The organism is Candidatus Sphingomonas phytovorans, assembly GCA_029202385.1.
Classification (GTDB): domain Bacteria; phylum Pseudomonadota; class Alphaproteobacteria; order Sphingomonadales; family Sphingomonadaceae; genus Sphingomonas; species Sphingomonas phytovorans.
On the sequence record CP119314.1, the window covers coordinates 4,206,593 to 4,226,274 of the forward strand.

Consider the following 19,682-nt stretch of genomic DNA (forward strand, 5'->3'; position numbering starts at 1 on the left):
ATGGCAAAGCCGACCACCGTCAAGATCAAGCTGCTCAGCTCGGCAGACACCGGCTTCTTCTACGTCACGAAGAAGAACCCGCGCACGAAGACCGAGAAGCTCAGCTTCAAGAAGTATGATCCCGTCGTGCGCAAGCATGTCGAGTTCAAGGAAACCAAGATCAAGTGATCTTGCCGGCGGCTTGAGCCGCCGAACGGTCATCCCGGCATGGGCCGGGATCCTGAGCCGCGAGGGGTGCCTTCGCGGCTTTTTCCGTGCGTGGCTTACAGAAGCGCCGCCACGGCATCGACGAAGCGGACCAGCGAGATCGGCTTGGACACATAGGCGTCGGCCCCCGCCGCCCGGATGCGCTCCTCGTCCTCGCGCCCGGCATAGGCGGTCACCGCCATGATCGGGATCGCCCGCAAGGCCAGGTCGGCCTTCAACTGGCCGATCAGCTCGAAACCGCTGACATGAGGCAGCTGGATATCCATCACGATCAGGTCGGGCATGAAATCCCGGGCGCGCGCCACCGCCTCGCGCCCGTCCCGGACCGGTTCGGCGGCATATTCGTGCGCGCGGAGCAGGTCGCAGAAAAGCTTCAGGTTGAGTTCGTTGTCCTCGACAACGAGCACCTTCTTTGCCACGTCCGCGCATTCCCCACTGTTCCGGATCGCTGATAGGCAATGCGCGCGCCAGAGACAAATCACGATGCCGCCGCGCTTGCGCTGCAGGCGCTCGTCTGGACGCTTGGCGAACCGGCACGGGCTGAGCGGCTGCTGGACACGACGGGGCTCGACCCGGCCGAACTGCGGGCCCGGGCGGCCGATCCGGCCGTGCTGGCGGCCGCGCTCATTTTTCTCGAAGCCTATGAGCCCGACCTTGTCGCCTGCGCGGCTGATCTCCAGGTGAAACCCGAAGCGATCGTCGCGGCGCGACATGCCCTGGAGTCCGAATGAAGCCCCTGCTGATCTGCGACTGCGACGAAGTCCTGCTCCACATGGTCCGTCATTTCGGCGTGTGGCTGGGCGAGACGCACGATATCGACTTCACCCCCAACGGCGCCGATTTCGCGACGAGCATGAAGCGTCGCGACGGTACGCCCGCGCCGAGCCGCGAGGAGATGTGGGGGATGCTGGATCAGTTCTTCCCCGCCGAGATGGACCGGCAGACATTGGTGCCGCACGCTCGCGAGGCACTGGCGGCGCTGGCCGGAACCGCCGACATCGTGATTCTCACCAATCTGAGCGAGACCTGTCGGCAGCCGCGGATCGAGCAGCTGGCGAAGTTCGGGATCGAGCACCGCGTCGAATGCAATCAGGGCGGCAAGGGCGGCCCGGTGGCGCGGCTGGTCACCGAATATGGCGATCCCGTCACGGTCTTCGTCGATGATCTGGGCGTCCACCACGAATCGGTCGCGAAGCACGCGCCGCAGGTTCATCGGCTGCACATGGTGTCGGAACCGGCGCTGGCGCCCAATGTACCCAGGGCGCCTGCGGCGCATGCGCGAATCGATGACTGGCGCGAGGCGGAAGCCTGGATCGCGGCGCGATTCGCCGCGGGGCTGCCGGCCGCATAGCAACCCCGTCCGGACGCGCTTGTCGCGGGGGCGTCTTTACGCCATCCGAAGCGAAACGAAGCCCAGCACGAATGGAAGCCCTGCCCATGACCGACCGAATCGACCGCAAGCTCGCGCAGCTTGGCCTCACCCTCCCTGCGCCGGCGACCCCTATCGCCTCCTATGTGCCGGCGGTCGAATCGAACGGCGTGCTCTACGTCTCGGGCCAGCTTCCCTTCAGGGACGGCGGCGTGATGACCGGGCGGCTCGGCGAGGATGTCGACCTGGCCTTCGGACAGGAGGCGGCGCAGCGTTGCGCGCTGATGATCGTCGCGCAGGTGAAGGCGGCGCTGGGCGGTCTGCACCGGGTCGAACGGATCCTGAAGCTCGGCGTGTTCGTCAGTTCCGCCGGTGATTTTACCGATCAGGCGAAGGTTGCGAACGGGGCGTCGGACCTGATGTTCGAGCTGTTCGGCGAAGCCGGCCGTCATGCCCGCAGCGCGGTGGGCGTGCCCGTGCTCCCGCTCGGTGCCGCCGTGGAGATCGATGCGATCATCCAGATCGCCTCTGCCTGAGGCGATATCGTCAGGCCGGCTTGCCCACCGTCACCGACCTGATTTCTCCGCGGCGACGATCGTGCATCCGAGAAGGGTGCCTCCGAAGATTGTCTCAACCCGGTCGCCCGCCGCGACGCGGTGAACACCGGCGATGGCACCGGTCGAGATCCACTGGCCCGGCATCGGCGGCATGCGGCGTCTGGCGGCGTGTCCTGCGATGAAGCGTACCGCCCTCCCCCACCCAGGGCCATCGAGCATCGTCGCCGTGGTGCCGGCACCGGTCGGTGTGCCGTTGTCCGTCGGAGAAATTGTACGGCTTGGCCGTCGGTTTGGCGGAGGTGATGTGGAGTTGTATTGGCATCGTCGTGATCCCGGTTTCCCCCGGGTCCACCCAGCAGACACAAAATGAGCCTCTTTTTGTGACTCTTTTGCTGGAAACAGCTGGATCAACCCGGACGGTTGCCAGCGATGGTCGATGAAATTGTGCTTTGAAACCAGACGCTTGCTGGATACCTCTGGACGAATCCAGAGGCAGAAAATGGTGCCCAGAAGAGGACTCGAACCTCCACGGCCTTGCGACCGCCAGCACCTGAAGCTGGTGCGTCTACCAATTCCGCCATCTGGGCACGGGGTAGGGGGCGGCCCTTAGGGGACGCTTGTGCGGCTTGTCAACACGGGCGTCGCGCGGCAAGGGGGCGGCTCACGTTGGGCAAGGCACGCAGGCATGAAGAACAGGCTGGTTACGCTGATCGGCGGCGGGGGTTTTCTCGGCCGATATGTCGCGCAGGAATTGCTCGCGGCCGGCGCGCGCATGCGAATCGCCCAGCGCGATCCGCGCGAGGCTTTGTTCCTGAAGCCGCTTGGCGGTCTCGGCCAGACTCAGTTCGTCGCGGTCGATGTGCGCAAGCCCGACAGCATCGCGCGGGCGGTCCAGGGTGCGGACGCTGTCGTCAACCTTGCCGGCGTGCTCAAGGGCAATTTCCAGGCGGTCCATGTCGATGGTGCCGGCGCGGTCGCCCAGGCCGCTGCGGCTGCCGGAGTTCCGGCCCTGGTGCATATCTCTGCGATCGGGGCGGATCGCGGCAGTCCGTCGGCCTATGGGCGCTCCAAGGGTGAAGGCGAAGCGGCGGTGCGTGCGGCGTTCCCCGCCGCGACGATCCTGCGGCCGTCGATCATCTTCGGGCGCGAGGATCGGTTCGTGAACCGATTTGCCGGCATGATCGCGTCGGCGCCTCTGGTGCCGGTGCTGCGCGCGAACGCGAAATTCCAGCCAGTCTATGTCGCGGATGTCGCTCAGGCGGTGGTCAAGGCACTCGGCGACGATACCGCGCAGGGCAAGGCGTTCGAACTGGGTGGCCCGGATATTTTGTCGATGGGCGCGCTGATCCGCTGGATCGCGGGCGCGATCGGGCGGGAGCCGTCGATCGTGGAGATTCCCGACGCGATCGGTGGACTGATCGCGATGGGCGGTTTCCTGTCTGGCGCGCCGATCACGCTCGATCAGTGGCGTATGCTGCAGACGGACAATATCGTCGCTGCCGGCGCAGACGGGCTGGCGGCGTTCGGCATGTCGCCGACGCCGCTCGATGCGGTCGCGCCGGGCTGGCTGGTCCAGTATCGCAGCCATGGACGTTTCGGGACGCGCGCCGCCGCGTGATCTCGTCCGGTATCGCCGGATAATCAGTCGCGGCACTCCGCCGCAAAAGGGGAATGCGCGTGGACCTGATCATCATCATCCTGCTCGGCATCGTCGAGGGGGTGACCGAATTCCTGCCCGTCTCCTCGACCGGGCACCTCATCCTCGCCGGCCGGCTGTTCGGCCTGCCCCAGGCGGACGCGACCTTCGACATCGTGATCCAGCTCGGCGCGATCCTGGCGGTCGTGGTGCTGTTCTGGGGGCGCTTCATGGGCGTGCTGCGAGGCCTGCTGAAGCGCGATCCCGGCGCGATCCGTTTCACCCGCAACGTGCTGCTCGGTTTCCTGCCGTCCGCGGTGGTGGGCGCGCTGGCCTATGGCGCGATCAAGGCAGTGCTCGAGGCACCGGTGATCGCGCCGATCGTGGTGTCGATCGCGCTGATCGTCGGCGGGGTGCTGATCCTGGTCATCGAGCGGCTGTCGAAGCGAATCACCGCCAACTCGGTCGAGGCGATCAGCTGGCGCACCGCGCTTGGCATCGGCGTACTCCAGTGCCTTGCGATGATCCCCGGGGTCAGTCGTTCCGGCGCGACGATCATGGGCGCGCTGATGCTCGGCGTCGATCGGGAGACGGCGGCTGAATACAGCTTCTTCCTCGCCGTGCCGACCATGCTCGGCGCAACCACGCTGGCGCTCTACAAGGGGCGGCACGAACTGGGCGACGCGCACCTGACCGCGATCGCGATCGGCTTCGTCATTTCCTTCATCGTCGCGATGCTGGTGATCCGCTGGTTCGTCGCCTTTATCGGCAAGCACGGTTTTGCGCCCTTTGCTTGGTACCGAATCATCGTTGGCGCTGCGGCGCTGGCGTGGCTGCTTATATAGGACCGATACGGCACCAATATGAAAGAATGAGCAGCGAACAAGGGCAGCTCGAGACATAAATACGCCGATATAGGTAAGTGATGCTTACCTATATCGCGGATTCGACGTGACAACCCTCGGCAAAAACGCTAGCGCACCCTCGATTTCATGAGGCGGGCGACGATGGCTGACGGCAACACGTTGAAATTCGTGGATCGGGCGCAAGCCTATCCGGGCAAGCGCGCGGCCAAGCCGCGCGCCGAGGATTTCCGCGAAATCGCCGATCGCTACGCGCCCATCGCGGCCGAGGAACAGGCCGGGCGCTGTTCGCAATGCGGCGTGCCCTATTGCTCGGTGCATTGCCCGCTGCACAACCACATCCCGGACTGGTTGCGCCTGACCGCTGACGGCCGGCTGCGCGAGGCTTATGAGCTCAGCAACGCCACATCGACCATGCCCGAGATCTGCGGCCGCATTTGCCCGCAGGACCGGCTGTGCGAGGGCAATTGCGTGATCGAATTCTCCGGCCATGGCGCGGTGACGATCGGCTCGGTGGAGAAGTTCATCACTGACACCGCCTGGGAAGAGGGTTGGGTCGAGCCGCTGGTGCCGGGCGCGGCGCGCGGCCAGTCGGTCGGCGTGATCGGCGCCGGGCCGGCTGGGCTTTCCGCCGCCGAATATTGCCGGACGATGGGGTATGACGTGCATGTCTATGACCGGCACGATCGCGCCGGCGGCCTGCTGACCTATGGCATCCCCGGCTTCAAGCTGGAAAAGCATATCGTCACCCGCCGGATCGACCGCCTGAAGGCTGGCGGCATCGTCTTCCACGAAAGCTTCGAGGTTGGCCGCGAGGCGACGCTCGACGACCTTCGGAGGCGGCATGATGCGATCCTGGTCGCGACGGGCGTGTACAAGCCGCGCGCGATCAAGGCGCCGGGCGTCGGCAGCGCCGGCGTGGTCGAAGCACTCGACTATCTCACCGCGTCGAACCGCAAGGGCTTTGGCGACGCGGTGCCTGACTTCGACAATGGCAAGCTCGACGCTGCCGGCAAGAATGTCGTGGTGATCGGCGGCGGCGACACAGCGATGGACTGCGTCCGCACGGCGATCCGCCAGGGTGCGAGTTCGGTGAAGTGCCTGTACCGCCGCGATCGCGCCAACATGCCGGGATCGCAGCGCGAGGTCGCCAATGCGGAAGAGGAAGGCGTCGAATTCGTCTGGCTCTCCGCCCCTCAGGCGTTCGATGCGGGCGAGGCGGTGACAAGCGTGCATGCGACGAAGATGCGGCTAGGTGCGCCCGACGCCAGCGGCCGCCGCGCGCCCGAGGCTGAGCCGGATGGCGGTTTCCAGCTCCCGGCGGACCTCGTCATCAAGGCGCTCGGTTTCGACGCCGAGGAACTGCCGGTGCTGTTCGGCGCGCCGGAGCTTGGCGTGACGCGCTGGGGCACGCTGCTGGTCGACAACAAGACGCTGATGACGTCGCTCGACGGCGTCTTCGCGGCGGGCGACATCGTCCGCGGCGCAAGCCTGGTGGTCTGGGCGATCCGCGACGGCCGCGATGTGGCGGCGACGATGCATGGCTGGCTGAAGGCGAAGGCCAAGGCGGGGAAGAAGGCAGCATGAGGATGATGAAGCCTCTCGTTCTTGCGGCATCTGTCGCGCTGTCGCCGGTGGCGGCGATCGGCCAGGTCGCTGCGCCGGCTGCCGCTGCGGTGGCGGTCGATCCCGAGCGTCTCGCCGCAGCGCGCGCGTTGATGGAACAGATCATGCCGCCCGCGACCCGGGACCAGGTGGTGTCGTCGATGATGGCGTCGATGACTCAAACCATGCTGCAGGGGCTGAGGCAGGCACCGGATCTTTCCAAGGCGCTGGAAAAGAATCCCAAGGCGCGCCCGGTGTTCGAACGCTTCATGGCGCGTCAGCAGGCACTCGCGACCGAGCAGCTCAAGGCCAATCTGCCGGGCATGCTCGAAGCGATGGCGCATGCCTATGCGCGCCGTTTCACGCTCCCGCAGTTACGGGACATGGCGACGTTCTTCGCGACACCTACCGGACAGGTGTATCTGGTCCAGGCGCCGACGATCATGGGGGATCCCGACGTCGCTGCCTGGATGGGCGATCTCATGCGGACCTCGATGAACCGGACCCCGGGAGAGATTGCCAAGCTGATGGCTGAACTCAAGGCTCTCGACGACAAGGGTGCTTCCAATGGTGGCTGAATCCGAACGTATCCGCCTCGCTGAGGTCGGCATGTATCGCCCCGGCTTCGAATCCGATGCCTGCGGTGTCGGCCTGGTCGCCGCGACGGACGGCACGCCGTCGCGCCGCGTCGTCCAGTCGGCGATCGATGCGCTGAAGGCGGTGTGGCACCGCGGCGCGGTCGATGCCGATGGCAAGACCGGCGACGGCGCCGGCCTGCATGTCGACCTGCCGGTCAAGTTCTTCGACGACGCGATCAGCGCCTCGGGTCACAAGACCATGCCGAACCGGCTCGCGGTCGGCATGATCTTCCTGCCGCGCACTGATCTCGGCGCTCAGGAGGATTGCCGCACGATCGTCGAGAGCGTGATCATCGAGGAAGGCTATACCATTTATGGCTGGCGCCAGGTGCCAGTCGACGTCTCGGTGATCGGGCAAAAGGCGCAGGCGACTCGCCCGGAGATCGAGCAGATCATGATCGCCGGCCCGCTGCCGGACGAGCAGAGCGCCGCCGAGTTCGAGAAGAATCTCTACCTCGTCCGCCGCCGGATCGAGAAGCGCGTGATCGCGGCGCAGATTCAGGGTTTCTACATCTGTTCGCTGTCGTGCCGTTCGATCATCTACAAGGGCCTGTTCCTGGCGGAGAGCCTGTCGGTCTTCTATCCCGATCTGACCGACCAGCGCTTCGAGAGCCGGGTCGCGATCTTCCATCAGCGCTATTCGACCAACACCTTCCCGCAATGGTGGCTGGCGCAGCCGTTCCGCTGCCTCGCGCACAATGGCGAGATCAACACGATCCGCGGCAACAAGAACTGGATGCTCAGCCACGAGATCAAGATGGCGAGCCTCGCGTTCGGCGAATATTCGGAGGACATCAAGCCGGTGATCCCGGCCGGCGCGTCCGATACCGCCGCGCTCGACGCCACCTTCGAGGCGATCTGCCGCTCAGGCCGCGATGCGCCGACCGCGAAGCTGATGCTGGTGCCCGAGGCCTGGGGGCCGAAGGGCGAGATGCCCAGGGCGCATCTCGACATGTACAAATATCTCGCCAGCGTGATGGAGCCGTGGGACGGCCCCGCCGCGCTCGCGATGACCGATGGTCGCTGGGCGGTGGCCGGCATGGACCGCAATGCGCTCCGCCCGCTGCGCTATACCCGCACCAGCGATGGCCTGCTGATCGTCGGGTCGGAGAGCGGCATGGTCGTCGTCCCCGAATCGACCATCATCGAAAAGGGTCGACTCGGGCCGGGTCAGATGATCGCCGTCGACCTTGATGAGGGCGTGCTGCTCGACGATCGGGCGATCAAGGACCGGATTTCGGGCGAAGCCGACTATGCCAAGATGATCGGCAATTTCCTCGGCGTGAACGACCTGCCGGACGCGCCGGCCGACGCGACCGTGTGTTTCGACCGTGCCGACCTGACCCGCCGTCAGGTCGCGGCGGGGCAGACGCTCGAGGACATGGAACTGATCCTGTCTCCGATGGTCGAGGGCGCGAAGGAAGCGATCGGATCGATGGGCGACGATACGCCGCTCGCGGTCATTTCGGACAAGCCCCGGCTGATCAGCCAGTTCTTCCGGCAGAATTTCAGCCAGGTCACCAATCCGCCGATTGATCCCTTGCGCGAACGGCATGTGATGTCGCTCAAGACACGTTTCGGCAATCTCGCCAATATCCTCGATACCGAGGATCGGCGCGACGGCGTGCTGGTGCTCGAATCGCCCGTGCTGGCCGGTACCGACTGGGCTCGGCTCAAGGCGTTTTTCGGCAACAAGGTCGCCGATATCGATTGCACCTTCGAAAACGGTGGCGGGCCCGAGACGCTGCGCGCCGCGATCGCGCGAATCCGCGCCGAGGCGGAACAGGCGGTACGCGAGGGCAAGAGCGAAATCTTCCTGAGCGACATGAACATCGGTCCTGACCGCGTCGGCATTGCCGGCGTGCTCGCGGCGGCAGCGGTGCATACCCACCTCGTCCGGCGTGGCCTCCGTTCCTATGCCAGCATCAACATCCAGACTGCCGAATGCCTCGACACCCATTATTATGCGGTGCTGATCGGCGTCGGCGCGACGACGGTGCATGCCTATCTGTCGGAGGCGTCGATCGTCGACCGGCACCAGCGCAGCCTGTTCGGTGATCTGACCCTGGAGAAGTGTCTCGCCAATCACCGCCATGCGGTCGACGAGGGGCTGCTCAAGATCATGTCGAAGATGGGGATCGCGGTGATCTCCAGCTATCGCGGCGGCTATAATTTCGAGGCGGTCGGACTGTCGCGCAGCCTGGTCAACGATCTTTTCCCGGGCATGCCGGCAAAGATCTCGGGTGAGGGCTATGCCTCGCTTCATCTCAATGCGGCGCTGCGCCACGAAGCTGCCTATGACGACGTCGTGGTGAACCTGCCGATCGGCGGCTTCTACCGCCAGCGCCACACCGGCGAGACTCATGCCTATTCGGCGCAGCTGATGCACCTGTTGCAGACCGCGGTCGCGACCGACAGCTACTCGACCTATCTGCAATTCTCGCGCGGGGTGGAGGCGTTGCCGCCAGTCTATCTGCGTGACCTGTTCCAGTTCAACTACCCGAACGAAGGCGTGGCGGTCGACCAGGTCGAGGCGATCACGGAGATCCGCAAGCGCTTCGTCACGCCGGGCATGTCGCTCGGCGCGCTGAGCCCCGAGGCGCATGAAACGCTGGCGATCGCGATGAACCGGATCGGCGCCAAGGCGGTGTCGGGCGAGGGCGGCGAGGACAAGGCACGCTACGCGCCCTATCCGAACGGCGACAACGCCAATTCGGGCGTGAAGCAGATCGCGTCGGGCCGGTTCGGCGTGACGGCCGAATATCTCAACGCCTGTGACGAGATCGAGATCAAGGTCGCTCAGGGTGCGAAGCCCGGCGAGGGCGGGCAGCTGCCCGGCTTCAAAGTGACCGAGTTCATCGCGAAGTTGCGCCACGCGACGCCGGGGGTGATGCTCATCTCCCCGCCGCCGCACCACGACATCTATTCGATCGAGGATCTGGCCCAGCTCATCTATGATCTGAAGCAGATCAACCCGGTCGCGCGCGTCTGCGTGAAGCTGGTCAGCTCGGCCGGCATCGGCACGGTCGCGGCGGGCGTCGCCAAGGCGCATGCCGATGTCATCCTCGTCTCCGGCCATGTCGGCGGCACCGGCGCCTCGCCCCAGACCAGCATCAAATATGCCGGCACGCCGTGGGAAATGGGCCTTTCCGAGGTCAACCAGACGCTGACGCTCAACGGGCTGCGCGGCCGCATCAAGCTGCGTACCGATGGCGGCTTGAAGACCGGGCGGGACATCGTCATCGCCGCGATCCTCGGCGCGGAGGAGTTTGGCATCGGCACGCTCTCGCTGGTGGCGATGGGCTGCATCATGGTGCGGCAATGTCATTCCAACACTTGCCCGGTCGGTGTGTGCGTTCAGGACGAGCGCCTGCGCGCGAAGTTCACGGGCACGCCGGAAAAGGTCATCAACCTGATGACCTTCATCGCGGAGGAAGTGCGCGATATCCTTGCCAGGCTCGGCTTCCGCAGCCTTGACGAGGTGATCGGGCGCACCGAGCTGCTTCGTCAGGTCAGCCGCGGGGCCGAGCATCTCGACGATCTCGATCTCAACCCGATCCTCGCCAAGGTCGACGCGGACGATGCCGAACGGCGTTTCAGCCTGTCGGCGTGGCGCAACGAAGTGCCCGACAGCCTCGACGCGCAGATGATCAAGGACGCGGCGGCGGTGTTCTCGCGCGGCGAGAAGATGCAGCTGACCTATTCGGTACGCAACACGCACCGTGCGGTCGGCACGCGGCTGTCGAGCGAGATCACGCGCAAGTTCGGCATGTCGAAGCTGGCGGACGGGCATGTCCATGTCCGCCTGCGCGGCTCGGCCGGCCAGTCATTGGGCGCGTTCCTGTGCAAGGGCATCACGCTCGAGGTGTTCGGCGACGCCAACGACTATGTCGGCAAGGGCCTGTCGGGCGGCATCATCGCGCTGCGCCCGGTGGTCAGCTCGCCGCTCGCCAGCCAGGACAACACGATCATCGGCAACACCGTGCTCTACGGCGCGACTTCTGGCAGCCTGTTCGCGGCCGGCCAGGCGGGCGAGCGGTTCGCCGTGCGCAATTCGGGCGCGACCGTGGTGGTGGAAGGCTGCGGCGCGAACGGGTGCGAATATATGACCGGCGGCACCGCCGTGGTGCTCGGGGCGGTCGGCGCGAACTTCGGCGCCGGCATGACCGGCGGCATGGCCTTCGTCTATGACGCGGACGGCAGCTTCGAACGCCGCGCCAACCCGGAGAACATCGTGTGGCAGCGTCTGTCCTCAATGCACTGGGAGGCGGTGCTGCTCAACCTCGTCCGGGCCCACCATGCCGCGACCGACAGCAAATGGTCGGCGGCGTTGCTCGACGACTGGGGGCGGGTGATCGATCGCTTCTGGCAGGTCGTGCCCAAGGAGATGCTGACACGTCTGGCGCACCCGTTGGATGACCGGTCGGAGATGGTCGCGGCCGAATAGGGCAGCGCCTATAAATACGACGCCACGCTGAACGTGTCCCAGCATGACGTTGTGGGTGAGCTAGCCTCAGTCCTTCCCAAGAAAGAAGGTCGATCCGGTCCGGGTCGGCGGTACCGGACCGCCGATCATGCAGAACAGGACAACGGCAACGCCATTGAGGATGGCATTGTCGATCAGCCGCGGCCGCACTGCCTGCGGTCGCTCGGCGACCTCGGCCAGCAACTCCCGGGCTTCGTTCGCCGCGTAGTCGGGTACGCGGATCAGCACGCCGCCAAGGGCGACCATCAGGTTTGGCGCGATCTGGCTATGGGCGAGGCCGATAGGGATTGCGGGAATGCCGTAAAAGGCGAACATCGACAGCATCACGGCCGTCTCGGGTTGATTGTAGACGATTGCCACCGTCTCGAACGAATCGTCCGCCATCATGCCTTCCCCCGCTCGCCCGCTCAGCCTAACAGAGCCTTATGTGGCAGCTTTATCAATTCCCCCTGTGCCCCTTCTCGCGCAAAGTCCGTCTCCTGCTCGGTGAAAAGGGGGTGGGGTACGACCTTGTGCGCGAGAACCCATGGGACCGTCGCGACGAGTTCCTCGACATGAATCCGGCCGGCCAGGTGCCGGTGATGGCCGATCCCAAACGCAACATCCTGTTGATGGATTCGATGGCGATCTGCGAATATCTTGAGGAGACGGTCGACAAGGCGGCGATGATCAACGGCACCGCGGTCAACCGCGCCGAGATCCGCCGGCTGGTCGCCTGGTTCGACACGCAATTCTTCCAGGACGTGACGGCGCCACTGCTCGGCGAGCGGATGATGAAGCGGATCGTGACCCGGGATTCGCCCGACGCCAAGGTGCTGCGCGAGGCGATGAAGGCGGCTGAGCGCCATCTCGATTATACCGACTATCTGCTCGACCATCACAACTGGATGGCCGGCGCGACGATGAGTCTCGCAGATCTTGCCGCCGCGGCGCAGATCTCGGTCGCTGATTATCTCGGCGGGATCGACTGGAAGGGGCATGAACAGACCGCGCGCTGGTATCGAGGCTTCAAGAGCCGGCCCAGCTTCCGGCCATTGCTGTCCGAACGGATGACGGGGATCACGCCGCCCAAGGAATATGACGATGTGGATTTCGACTTCTGATGCACAAGGTTCCTGATCCGGCCGAGGACATTGCCGCGCAGATCGGCTTCGACGATTTTCTCGCGGTCGACATCCGTGTCGGCACGATTCTGGAGGCGCTCCCGTTTCCGGAGGCGCGCAAGCCCGCCTACAGGCTGACGATCGATTTCGGGCCGGTCATCGGCGTGAAGCGTTCCTCGGCGCAGATCACCGATCACTATATGCTCGAGGAACTGCCTGGCCGACAGGTCGCCGCGGTGGTGAACTTCCCCTCGCGCCAGATCGGGCCGATGATGTCCGAGGTTCTGACGCTCGGCTTTCCCGATGCCGAAGGCCGGGTCGTTCTGATCAGCCCGAGCGTTACCGTCCCCAATGGCGGCAGACTCTTCTAGGCAGCGGATTCGCATCGGGACGGCGGGCTGGTCGCTGTACAAGCCGCCGGCCGCCCGCTTCCCCGACAAGGGCAGTCATCTCGAGCGCTATGCGGCGACGTTCGATGCGGTCGAGATCAACTCCAGCTTCTACCGCCCGCACAAGCCCGAAACCTACGCACGCTGGGCAGCGAGCGCCCCGGCGGGTTTCCGCTTCGCGGTCAAGCTGCCCCGGACGATCACGCACGAGCACCGGCTGGTCGACTGCGAGAAGCTGGTCGAGCGTTTCGCCGGGGAGGTCGTGCATCTCGGGGAGAAGCGCGGGCCGGTCCTGATCCAGTTGCCGCCCAGTCTTGTCTTCGATCTGCCGCGCGCCGACCGGTTCTTCGGCCTCGCCCGTGAAATATTGGGCGACATGATGGTGTGCGAGCCGCGCCACGCCTCTTGGTTCACGGCCCAGGCCGATGCGTTGCTTGTGGAGCATCAGGTGGCACGCGTTGCCGCCGATCCGGCGCCAGTGCCGGGTGCGGCCGATCCGGGCGGCTGGCCTGGACTGCGCTACGCCCGGCTCCACGGATCGCCCCGTATCTACTGGTCGCACTATGACGCGGCGGCGATCGAACGGCATGCTGCGGCGGCGGGTGCAGCGCAGGTCGAGAACTGGACGATCTACGACAATACCGCGTCGGGCGCAGCGCTTGGCAACGCGCTGGAGATGCTCGATCGCGTCAACGCGATCCGCAACTGACCAGGATCAGCCGTCCAGGCTTCGGGTCGCCTGTTCGAACATGTCCTTCGACAAGCCCGGTGTCGCCACGATCCGCTGCAACTCGGCGCGCATCAGGCCGCCGCGGGCTTCGTCGAAGCGGCGCCAGCGGCCGAGCGGCGGGATCAGTTTCGCCGCCGTCTGCGGGTTGAGCTTGTCGAGCGCGATGAGCTGGTCGGCGACGAAGCGATAGCCCTCGCCCGAGACGGCGTTGAACGCCCGCTGGTTGACGCTGAACGCGCCCACCAGCGATCGTGCGCGGTTCGGGTTGGCCAGGGTGAAGTCGCGATGCCGTGCCAGCTCGCTGACGCTGGCCAGCGTGTCGTCGCGCGACGACAGCGCCTGGGTCGAGAACCATTTGTCCAGTACCAGGCCGTTGTCGGAATAGCGGTTGTAGAAGATGTCGAGCGCGGCAATCCGCCGGTCCGAATTGCCGTTGACCAGCGTGGTCAGTGCGCCCTGGCGGTCGGTCATGTTATCCGCGGTCTCGAACTGGGCGAAGGCGAGCGCCGCGGCCTCGTCGCCGCCATTCGCCGCGATATAGCCGAGCGCGACGGTGCGGAGCCGGCGCAGTCCCTTGGCCAGCGGCGAATATTCGAAATGGGCAGCCCGGGCGCCTTCATATTCGGCACGCCATTTCGCATCGAGCGTGCGTCCGATATCCCGGCGCAGCGCCTCGCGTGCGGTGTAGATCGCTTCAGGATCGACGACCTTCATCTGGTCGCCGATGAAACTCTCCGACGGCAGCAATACCGCCTCCGCCACGAAGGCGCGGTCGAGATGGGGGTCGTCGAGCGTGTTCGCGATGGCGGCGATCACCGGCGCATGGTCGGCGCGCCCGAGGCTGACCGCGCCGACCAGCGTGTCGAGCATCAGCTGCTGCATAGCCTCGTACCGGGCGAACGGATCGTCGTCATGCGCCGACAGGAAGGCGAGATCGGCCGCAGAGCGATCGGTCTCGATGACGACAGGCGCGGTGAAGCTGCGGTTGATCGAGAGGACGGGACGCTCGGTTACCGTCTCGAAGCTGATCCGCTCCTCGGCATCGGTCAGCAGGATCAGTTGCTCCGGGCCGATCGGGCTGGCGCTGTCCGCGCCGAACAGCTTCAGCTTGAGCGGCAGGACCATCGGCAGTTTTTCGGGCTGGCCGGGGGTGGGCAGAATCCGTTGCGACAGGGTCAGGATCGCGCGGCCACTGCCGGGCTCATGCGCCAGCGAGGCGGTGACGCGCGGCGTGCCCGCCTGGCTGTACCAGCGGCGGAACTGGGTGAGGTCGATCCCGCCCGCTTCCTCCATGCAGGTGACGAAATCCTCGCAGGTTGCCGCAGTCCCGTCGAACCGCTCGAAATACAGGTCGGTTGCGGCGCGGAAGCGCTCGGCCCCGAGCATCGTCGCCATCATGCGGATGACCTCGGCGCCCTTGTTGTAGATCGTCGCGGTGTAGAAGTTCGAGATTTCGAGATATTCGTCCGGGCGGATGGGGTGGGCGAGCGGGCCGGCATCTTCCGGGAACTGGGCGGCGCGCAGGCCACGCACGTCCTCGATCCGCTTGACCGCCGCCGAACCCTGGTCGGCGGAGAAGCTCTGGTCGCGAAAGACGGTGAAACCTTCCTTCAGCGAAAGCTGGAACCAGTCGCGGCAGGTGACCCGGTTGCCCGACCAGTTGTGGAAATATTCATGCGCCACCACCGCCGCGATCGCGTCGAAATCATAATCGGTCGCTGTGTCGGGATCGGCCAGGATGTAGCGCGAGTTGAAGATGTTGAGGCCCTTGTTCTCCATCGCGCCGAAGTTGAAATCGTCGACAGCGACGATGTTGAACACGTCGAGATCATATTCGCGGCCATAGACTCGCTCGTCCCAGGCCATGCTGGTCTTGAGCGCTTCGAGGGCATGGCCGGTCTTGGCGACGTCGGCGGCGCGGACCCAGATGCCGAGCGCGACCTCGCGGCCCGATCCGGTGACGAAGGTGCCGCGGTTGGCGACGAGGTCGCCGGCGACCATTGCGAAGAGATAGCAGGGCTTGGGAAAGGGATCGTGCCACTCCGCCCAGTGGCGCCCGTCGCCCAGATCGCCTTCGCCGACCGGATCGCCATTGGCGAGGAGCACGGGGAAGCGCGCCTTGTCCGCCGTCATGCGCACCCTGTAGCGGCTGAGCACGTCGGGCCGGTCGGGGAAGAAGGTGATCCGGCGGAAACCCTCCGCCTCGCACTGGGTGCAGAGATTGCCGCCGGACGCATAGAGACCCATCAACTGGGTGTTGCGATCGGGCGTAATCTCGACCTCGGTCTCGATCACATGGGCTGATCCGGTGAGCGGGATGACGAGCGCATCGTCCTCCAGCGACCAGTCGTTGATCGCCGCGCCGTCGACCTTCACCGAAAGCGGGGTCTGGCCGCCGCCGTCGAGACGAAGCGGTGAATCATGCGCGCCGTTGCGGATGATGTGCAGCACCGCCCGGACTCGTGTCGCCTCCGGCGCCAGGTCGAAATCGAGCCTGATCTCCGGGACAAGCCAGTCGGGCGCCTCATAGTCTTCGCGACGCGTGACATGGGGCTGGGCGGTGGCGGTCTGGACGTCGAGCATGTCGATGGATGTAGGGTGGAGATTCCCCTCGTGCCACCGAAATCGCCGCCCCGGTCGCCGCACTTGCGCGCGCGCGCGGCGATGCTACGCCGTCCGCCATGATCCGGATTGCACAAGGAAAAGGCATGTTTCGTTCGGTTGGCGCGATCGCGCTGATGAGTTTCGCGGGCGCTGCGCTGGCCCAGACGGCTCCAGCCCCGACCTCGGCCCCGGCCCCGACCGCGCCGGTGGCGAAGGATACGAAGGCCATCAACGATCTCGTCAACGCGGTGCTGCCGGACGATCAGGCTGCGATGAAGGCGCATGTCATGTTCCTCGCCTCGGATGCGATGCGCGGGCGCGAGGCTGGCAGCCCCGAATATGACATCGCGGCCGAATATGTCGCGGCGCAATTCTACGCGGCCGGCCTGCGCCCGGCGGGCGACGACGGCGGCTATCTGCAGAAGGTGCCGCTGGTCACCTATCGCGCCGGCGACAAGGGCGATCTCGTGGTGACCCGCGATGGCGCGCTGCCGCAGCGCCTGGTGTTCGGGGAGGATTATGTCCCCGGCGCCCATGCCGGCGCCGCCTCGACGGTCATCGACGCGCCGGTGGTGTTCGTCGGCTTCGGTATCGTCGCGCCGCAATACAAGCGCGACGACTATGCCGGGGTCGATGTGAAGGGGAAGATCGTCGCCTATCTCGGCGGTGCGCCGTCGAGCTTCCAGAGCGAGGAGCGCGCGCATTTCTCGGGCGGTACGACCAAGGCGATCTACGCCCAGTCGCGCGGCGCCGTCGGCACGATCCTGATCCAGCCGCGCCCGCTCGGCAACGCGGTGCAAGGCTGGGATCGCCCGCGCGTGACCTGGGCCAGGCCAGACGGTACCGGCGATTCTCCGGGTGCGCCACAGCTGGCGACGATCAGCGATATCGGTGCGGCCAAGCTGTTCGCCGGGGCGAAGACGCCGTGGGAAAGTGTCCTGAAGCGCGCGACTAATGCCGAAGCGAAGTTCAAGGCGGAGCAACTCCCCGGCAGCCTGGCGGTCGCGGTCAGGACGACGTTCCGGCAGGGGATGAGCAGCAATGTCGCCGGCATGATCCCCGGAAGCGACCCGAAGCTCGGGTCGGACGTCGTGGTGCTGTCGGCCCATCTCGACCATCTCGGCGTGCGCCCCGACATGAAAGGCGACAATATCTACAACGGGGCGGAGGACAATGCGGTCGGCATCGCATCGCTGATCGAGGAGGCAAGGCGCTTCAAGGCGAGCGGCAAGCCGCCGCGCCGCAGCGTGATGTTCCTGGCGGTCACCGGCGAGGAGAAGGGGCTGGTCGGTTCCGACTATTTCTCGAAACATCCGACCGTGCCGATCAACCGGATCGTCGCCGATGTGAATCTCGACATGCCGATCCTGAGCTACCGGTTCGAGGACATGACGGTGTTCGGCGCCGACCGTTCGACGCTCGGGCCTATCGTCAGCAAGGCGGTCGCGACGCTCGGGGTGACCATGTCGCCCGATCCCGATCCGGCGCAGGGCATCTTCGTCCGTTCGGACCATTATCGCTTCGTCCAGCAGGGCGTGCCATCGGTGTTCCTGTGGCCGGGCCAGGCCGGGCCCGGCAAGGCCGCGACGGCTGAGTTCTTCGCCAAGCGCTATCACCAGCCGTCGGACGATTTGTCGCAGCCGATCGACTGGAGCCAGGGCATCCGTTTCGTCGATGCGAACTATGCCATCGCGCGGGAGATCGCCGACGGCGACGCGCGGCCGCGCTGGAACAAGGGCGATTTCTTCGGCTTGCTCTACAACGGGTACGGCGCGAAATAACCGATCTGCTCGTCTTCGGCCTGGGCTATTCGGCCCGGGCGCTGGCGTCCCGGCTGCGGGGCGAGGGCTGGCGGGTGGCCGGCACCAGCCGCGACGGCAGGCCCGGCACGATCGCGTTCGGTGATGGGCCCGCCGTGACGGCCGCGATCGCCGGGGCGACCCATATTCTCTCCTCGGTGCCGCCTGAGGGGGAGGTCGACCCGGTATTGGCGACATACGGACCGGCGCTCGCGGCCACGGATGCGTGGTGCGGCTATCTTTCCTCGACGGGTGTCTATGGCGACGCCGGAGGGGCATGGGTTGACGAGAGCGCCCCGACCGGCGGCGGACGACGGCGCGCACGGGCAGAGGCCGATGCTGCCTGGCTGGCGATGGGCGCGCGGGTGTTTCGCCTGCCGGGTATCTATGGCCCGGCCCGGTCGCCCCTCGACCGGATCGCGCAAGGGCGCGCCCATCGCATCGACCTGCCGGGGCAGGTATTCAGCCGAATCCATGTCGATGATCTTGTATCGGGCGTGATCGCCGGGTTCGACGCGCCGGCCGGGGCGTACAACCTCTCGGACGATCTGCCGGCCGGCCAGAATGCGGTGATGGCATGCGCCGCGCGCCTGCTCGGCCGCGATCCGCCTCCCTTCGTTCCGCTTGAGGCGTTGTCGCCGGCGGCGCGCGCCTTCTACGACGAGAATCGACGGGTTGCGAACGGCAAGGCGAAGCGGGTGCTCGGCTGGCGGCCCTTTTATCCGGATTACCGGGCCGGCCTGCGTGCCCTCAGTGCGATGACCAGCCCGACGCCAGTCAACGCAGCGCCGGCACCGGCAAGCAACGACCAGCGATAGCCTTCGAAGATGGTCGACAGCAGCATCGCGATCACTGGGATGATCACGCTGGAATAGGCTGCCTTGGCCGGGCCGATGATGCGCAGCACCCCGAAATAGAGGGTGAACGCCAGCGCCGAGGCGATCACGCCAAGATAGAGCAGGCCGAGTATATAGCCGAGCCGAAGCTCGATCATCGGCGGGCCGGCAATCGTCCAGGCGATCGTCGCGTCCATCGCCGCGCCGAGCAGCATGGCGATGCCGAGCGTCGGCGCCATCGGATAGCGACGCGCTGTCTGGGTTCCCTGCAGGACGTTGGCGGTCGAGGCGGACAATACCGCGAGCAAGGTGACGCCGACCCCGGCGAGCGCTGCCTGGGGGCCGTGCGGATCGGAGCGCGCCTCATGGATGAACAGCAGCGCGACACCTGCCATCGCCACCACCGATCCGACGATCAGCTGCCCGCCAAGCTTCTGGCCCAGGAAGATGCGGCCGAAGATCGCATTGGGGACGAGCAGCAGCGCGAACACCACCGCGACAAGGCCTGACGTGATGTAGGTCTCAGCCCGATAGACGAAGTTGAAGTTGAGGCAGAACTGGGTGAACGCCAGGGCGAGCACGAACAGCCAGCCGCGCCGGTCGAGCGTGACTGTCTCGCGCTTCCACGCGGCATAAGCGAGCATGGTGAGTCCGCCGATCGTGAAGCGATAGGCGACCGACCAGTTGAGCGGCACCACGCCGAGCTGGCCGGTGATGACGATCCAGGTCGATCCCCAGATCAGGGTCACGATGCCGAACGGGATCAGCACCGCAAGGCGCGTCGATGGCGGTGCAGGCTGGGCGGACATCAGCCTTCGCCCTAGCGCCGGGCGGCACGGGACGGGACGGGCGATTTCCTT

General features: G+C 65.9%; 18 protein-coding genes and 1 tRNA gene. 14 read left to right on the forward strand and 5 right to left on the reverse strand.

The annotated features are described in order from the left end of the window. Positions 1 to 168: a 50S ribosomal protein L33 gene (gene rpmG, locus P0Y59_19490; GenBank protein ID WEJ99105.1), complete on the forward strand. Its 168-nt coding sequence runs from the start codon at positions 1 to 3 to the stop codon at positions 166 to 168. A 95-nt stretch (positions 169 to 263) separates the two neighbouring features. Here the strand turns inward: rpmG and P0Y59_19495 are convergent, their stop codons facing one another. Next, entirely contained in the window at positions 264 to 626 is a 363-nt protein-coding gene (locus P0Y59_19495; GenBank protein ID WEJ99106.1) for a response regulator, read from the reverse strand. A 39-nt stretch (positions 627 to 665) separates the two neighbouring features. Between P0Y59_19495 and P0Y59_19500 the strand changes: the two genes are divergently transcribed. From P0Y59_19500 to P0Y59_19510, 3 genes are all read left to right on the forward strand, one after another. Then, the gene (locus P0Y59_19500; protein ID WEJ99107.1) at positions 666 to 938 is read left to right on the forward strand and encodes a DUF3572 family protein; all 273 of its coding nucleotides are present in this window, start codon (positions 666 to 668) and stop codon (positions 936 to 938) included. Then, entirely contained in the window at positions 935 to 1,558 is a 624-nt protein-coding gene (locus P0Y59_19505) for an HAD family hydrolase (protein WEJ99108.1), read from the forward strand. Before P0Y59_19500 ends, P0Y59_19505 begins: the two co-directional genes overlap by 4 nt. Positions 1,559 to 1,644: 86 nt before the next feature. Continuing rightward, the gene (locus P0Y59_19510; protein ID WEJ99109.1) at positions 1,645 to 2,112 is read left to right on the forward strand and encodes a RidA family protein; all 468 of its coding nucleotides are present in this window, start codon (positions 1,645 to 1,647) and stop codon (positions 2,110 to 2,112) included. 521 nt (positions 2,113 to 2,633) lie between these two features. Here the strand turns inward: P0Y59_19510 and P0Y59_19515 are convergent. Next, positions 2,634 to 2,720, reverse strand: a tRNA-Leu gene (locus P0Y59_19515). A gap of 98 nt (positions 2,721 to 2,818) precedes the next feature. Here P0Y59_19515 and P0Y59_19520 point away from each other — a divergent pair. The 5 genes from P0Y59_19520 to gltB all read left to right on the forward strand — a co-directional run bounded on the left by P0Y59_19520 (position 2,819) and on the right by gltB (position 11,322). Next, positions 2,819 to 3,751 (forward strand): complex I NDUFA9 subunit family protein, encoded by a 933-nt coding sequence (locus P0Y59_19520; protein WEJ99110.1) that lies wholly within the window; start codon positions 2,819 to 2,821, stop codon positions 3,749 to 3,751. 53 nt (positions 3,752 to 3,804) lie between these two features. Next, positions 3,805 to 4,614, forward strand: coding sequence for an undecaprenyl-diphosphate phosphatase (locus tag P0Y59_19525; GenBank protein WEJ99111.1), 810 nt, complete (start codon positions 3,805 to 3,807; stop codon positions 4,612 to 4,614). A 162-nt stretch (positions 4,615 to 4,776) separates the two neighbouring features. Beyond that, complete coding sequence (locus P0Y59_19530; protein ID WEJ99112.1) at positions 4,777 to 6,219, forward strand: NAD(P)-dependent oxidoreductase; 1,443 nt, start codon at positions 4,777 to 4,779, stop codon at positions 6,217 to 6,219. A 2-nt stretch (positions 6,220 to 6,221) separates the two neighbouring features. Further along, positions 6,222 to 6,815, forward strand: a complete 594-nt coding sequence (locus tag P0Y59_19535) for a DUF2059 domain-containing protein (protein ID WEJ99113.1) — start codon at positions 6,222 to 6,224, stop codon at positions 6,813 to 6,815. Beyond that, the gene (gltB, locus tag P0Y59_19540; protein ID WEJ99114.1) at positions 6,805 to 11,322 is read left to right on the forward strand and encodes a glutamate synthase large subunit; all 4,518 of its coding nucleotides are present in this window, start codon (positions 6,805 to 6,807) and stop codon (positions 11,320 to 11,322) included. Before P0Y59_19535 ends, gltB begins: the two co-directional genes overlap by 11 nt. 66 nt (positions 11,323 to 11,388) lie before the next feature. Here gltB and P0Y59_19545 read toward each other — a convergent pair whose 3' ends face one another. Next, positions 11,389 to 11,745 carry a hypothetical protein gene (locus P0Y59_19545; protein WEJ99115.1) on the reverse strand — a complete coding sequence of 119 codons (357 nt, stop codon included), beginning with the start codon at positions 11,743 to 11,745 and terminating at the stop codon, positions 11,389 to 11,391. Positions 11,746 to 11,786: 41 nt separating this feature from the next. Here P0Y59_19545 and P0Y59_19550 point away from each other — a divergent pair, with 41 nt between their 5' ends. From P0Y59_19550 to P0Y59_19560, 3 genes are read left to right on the forward strand one after another with little or no spacing between them, the layout of a single operon-like run. Beyond that, complete coding sequence (locus P0Y59_19550) at positions 11,787 to 12,464, forward strand: glutathione S-transferase family protein (protein ID WEJ99116.1); 678 nt, start codon at positions 11,787 to 11,789, stop codon at positions 12,462 to 12,464. Beyond that, positions 12,464 to 12,835 (forward strand): tRNA-binding protein, encoded by a 372-nt coding sequence (locus P0Y59_19555; GenBank protein WEJ99117.1) that lies wholly within the window; start codon positions 12,464 to 12,466, stop codon positions 12,833 to 12,835. Before P0Y59_19550 ends, P0Y59_19555 begins: the two co-directional genes overlap by 1 nt. Beyond that, a complete protein-coding gene (locus tag P0Y59_19560) occupies positions 12,816 to 13,562 on the forward strand; it encodes a DUF72 domain-containing protein (GenBank protein WEJ99118.1) in 747 nt (248 codons plus the stop codon). The genes P0Y59_19555 and P0Y59_19560 overlap by 20 nt, the downstream gene beginning before the upstream one ends. Before the next feature lie 6 nt (positions 13,563 to 13,568). On the opposite strand, the gene pepN is transcribed toward P0Y59_19560, so the two are convergent. After that, a complete protein-coding gene (pepN, locus tag P0Y59_19565; protein ID WEJ99119.1) occupies positions 13,569 to 16,166 on the reverse strand; it encodes an aminopeptidase N in 2,598 nt (865 codons plus the stop codon). Between the two features lie 125 nt (positions 16,167 to 16,291). Between pepN and P0Y59_19570 the strand changes: the two genes are divergently transcribed. Both P0Y59_19570 and P0Y59_19575 read left to right on the forward strand, forming a co-directional pair. After that, on the forward strand, positions 16,292 to 17,968 hold the full coding sequence (locus P0Y59_19570) for a M28 family metallopeptidase (GenBank protein WEJ99120.1): 1,677 nt from the start codon (positions 16,292 to 16,294) through the stop codon (positions 17,966 to 17,968). Beyond that, positions 17,965 to 18,804 carry an NAD(P)-dependent oxidoreductase gene (locus tag P0Y59_19575; GenBank protein ID WEK02625.1) on the forward strand — a complete coding sequence of 280 codons (840 nt, stop codon included), beginning with the start codon at positions 17,965 to 17,967 and terminating at the stop codon, positions 18,802 to 18,804. Before P0Y59_19570 ends, P0Y59_19575 begins: the two co-directional genes overlap by 4 nt. On the opposite strand, the gene P0Y59_19580 is transcribed toward P0Y59_19575, so the two are convergent. Further along, on the reverse strand, positions 18,714 to 19,631 hold the full coding sequence (locus P0Y59_19580) for a DMT family transporter (protein WEJ99121.1): 918 nt from the start codon (positions 19,629 to 19,631) through the stop codon (positions 18,714 to 18,716). The two genes, P0Y59_19575 and P0Y59_19580, sit on opposite strands and share 91 nt — an antisense overlap. Between the last annotated feature and the right edge of the window lie 51 nt (positions 19,632 to 19,682).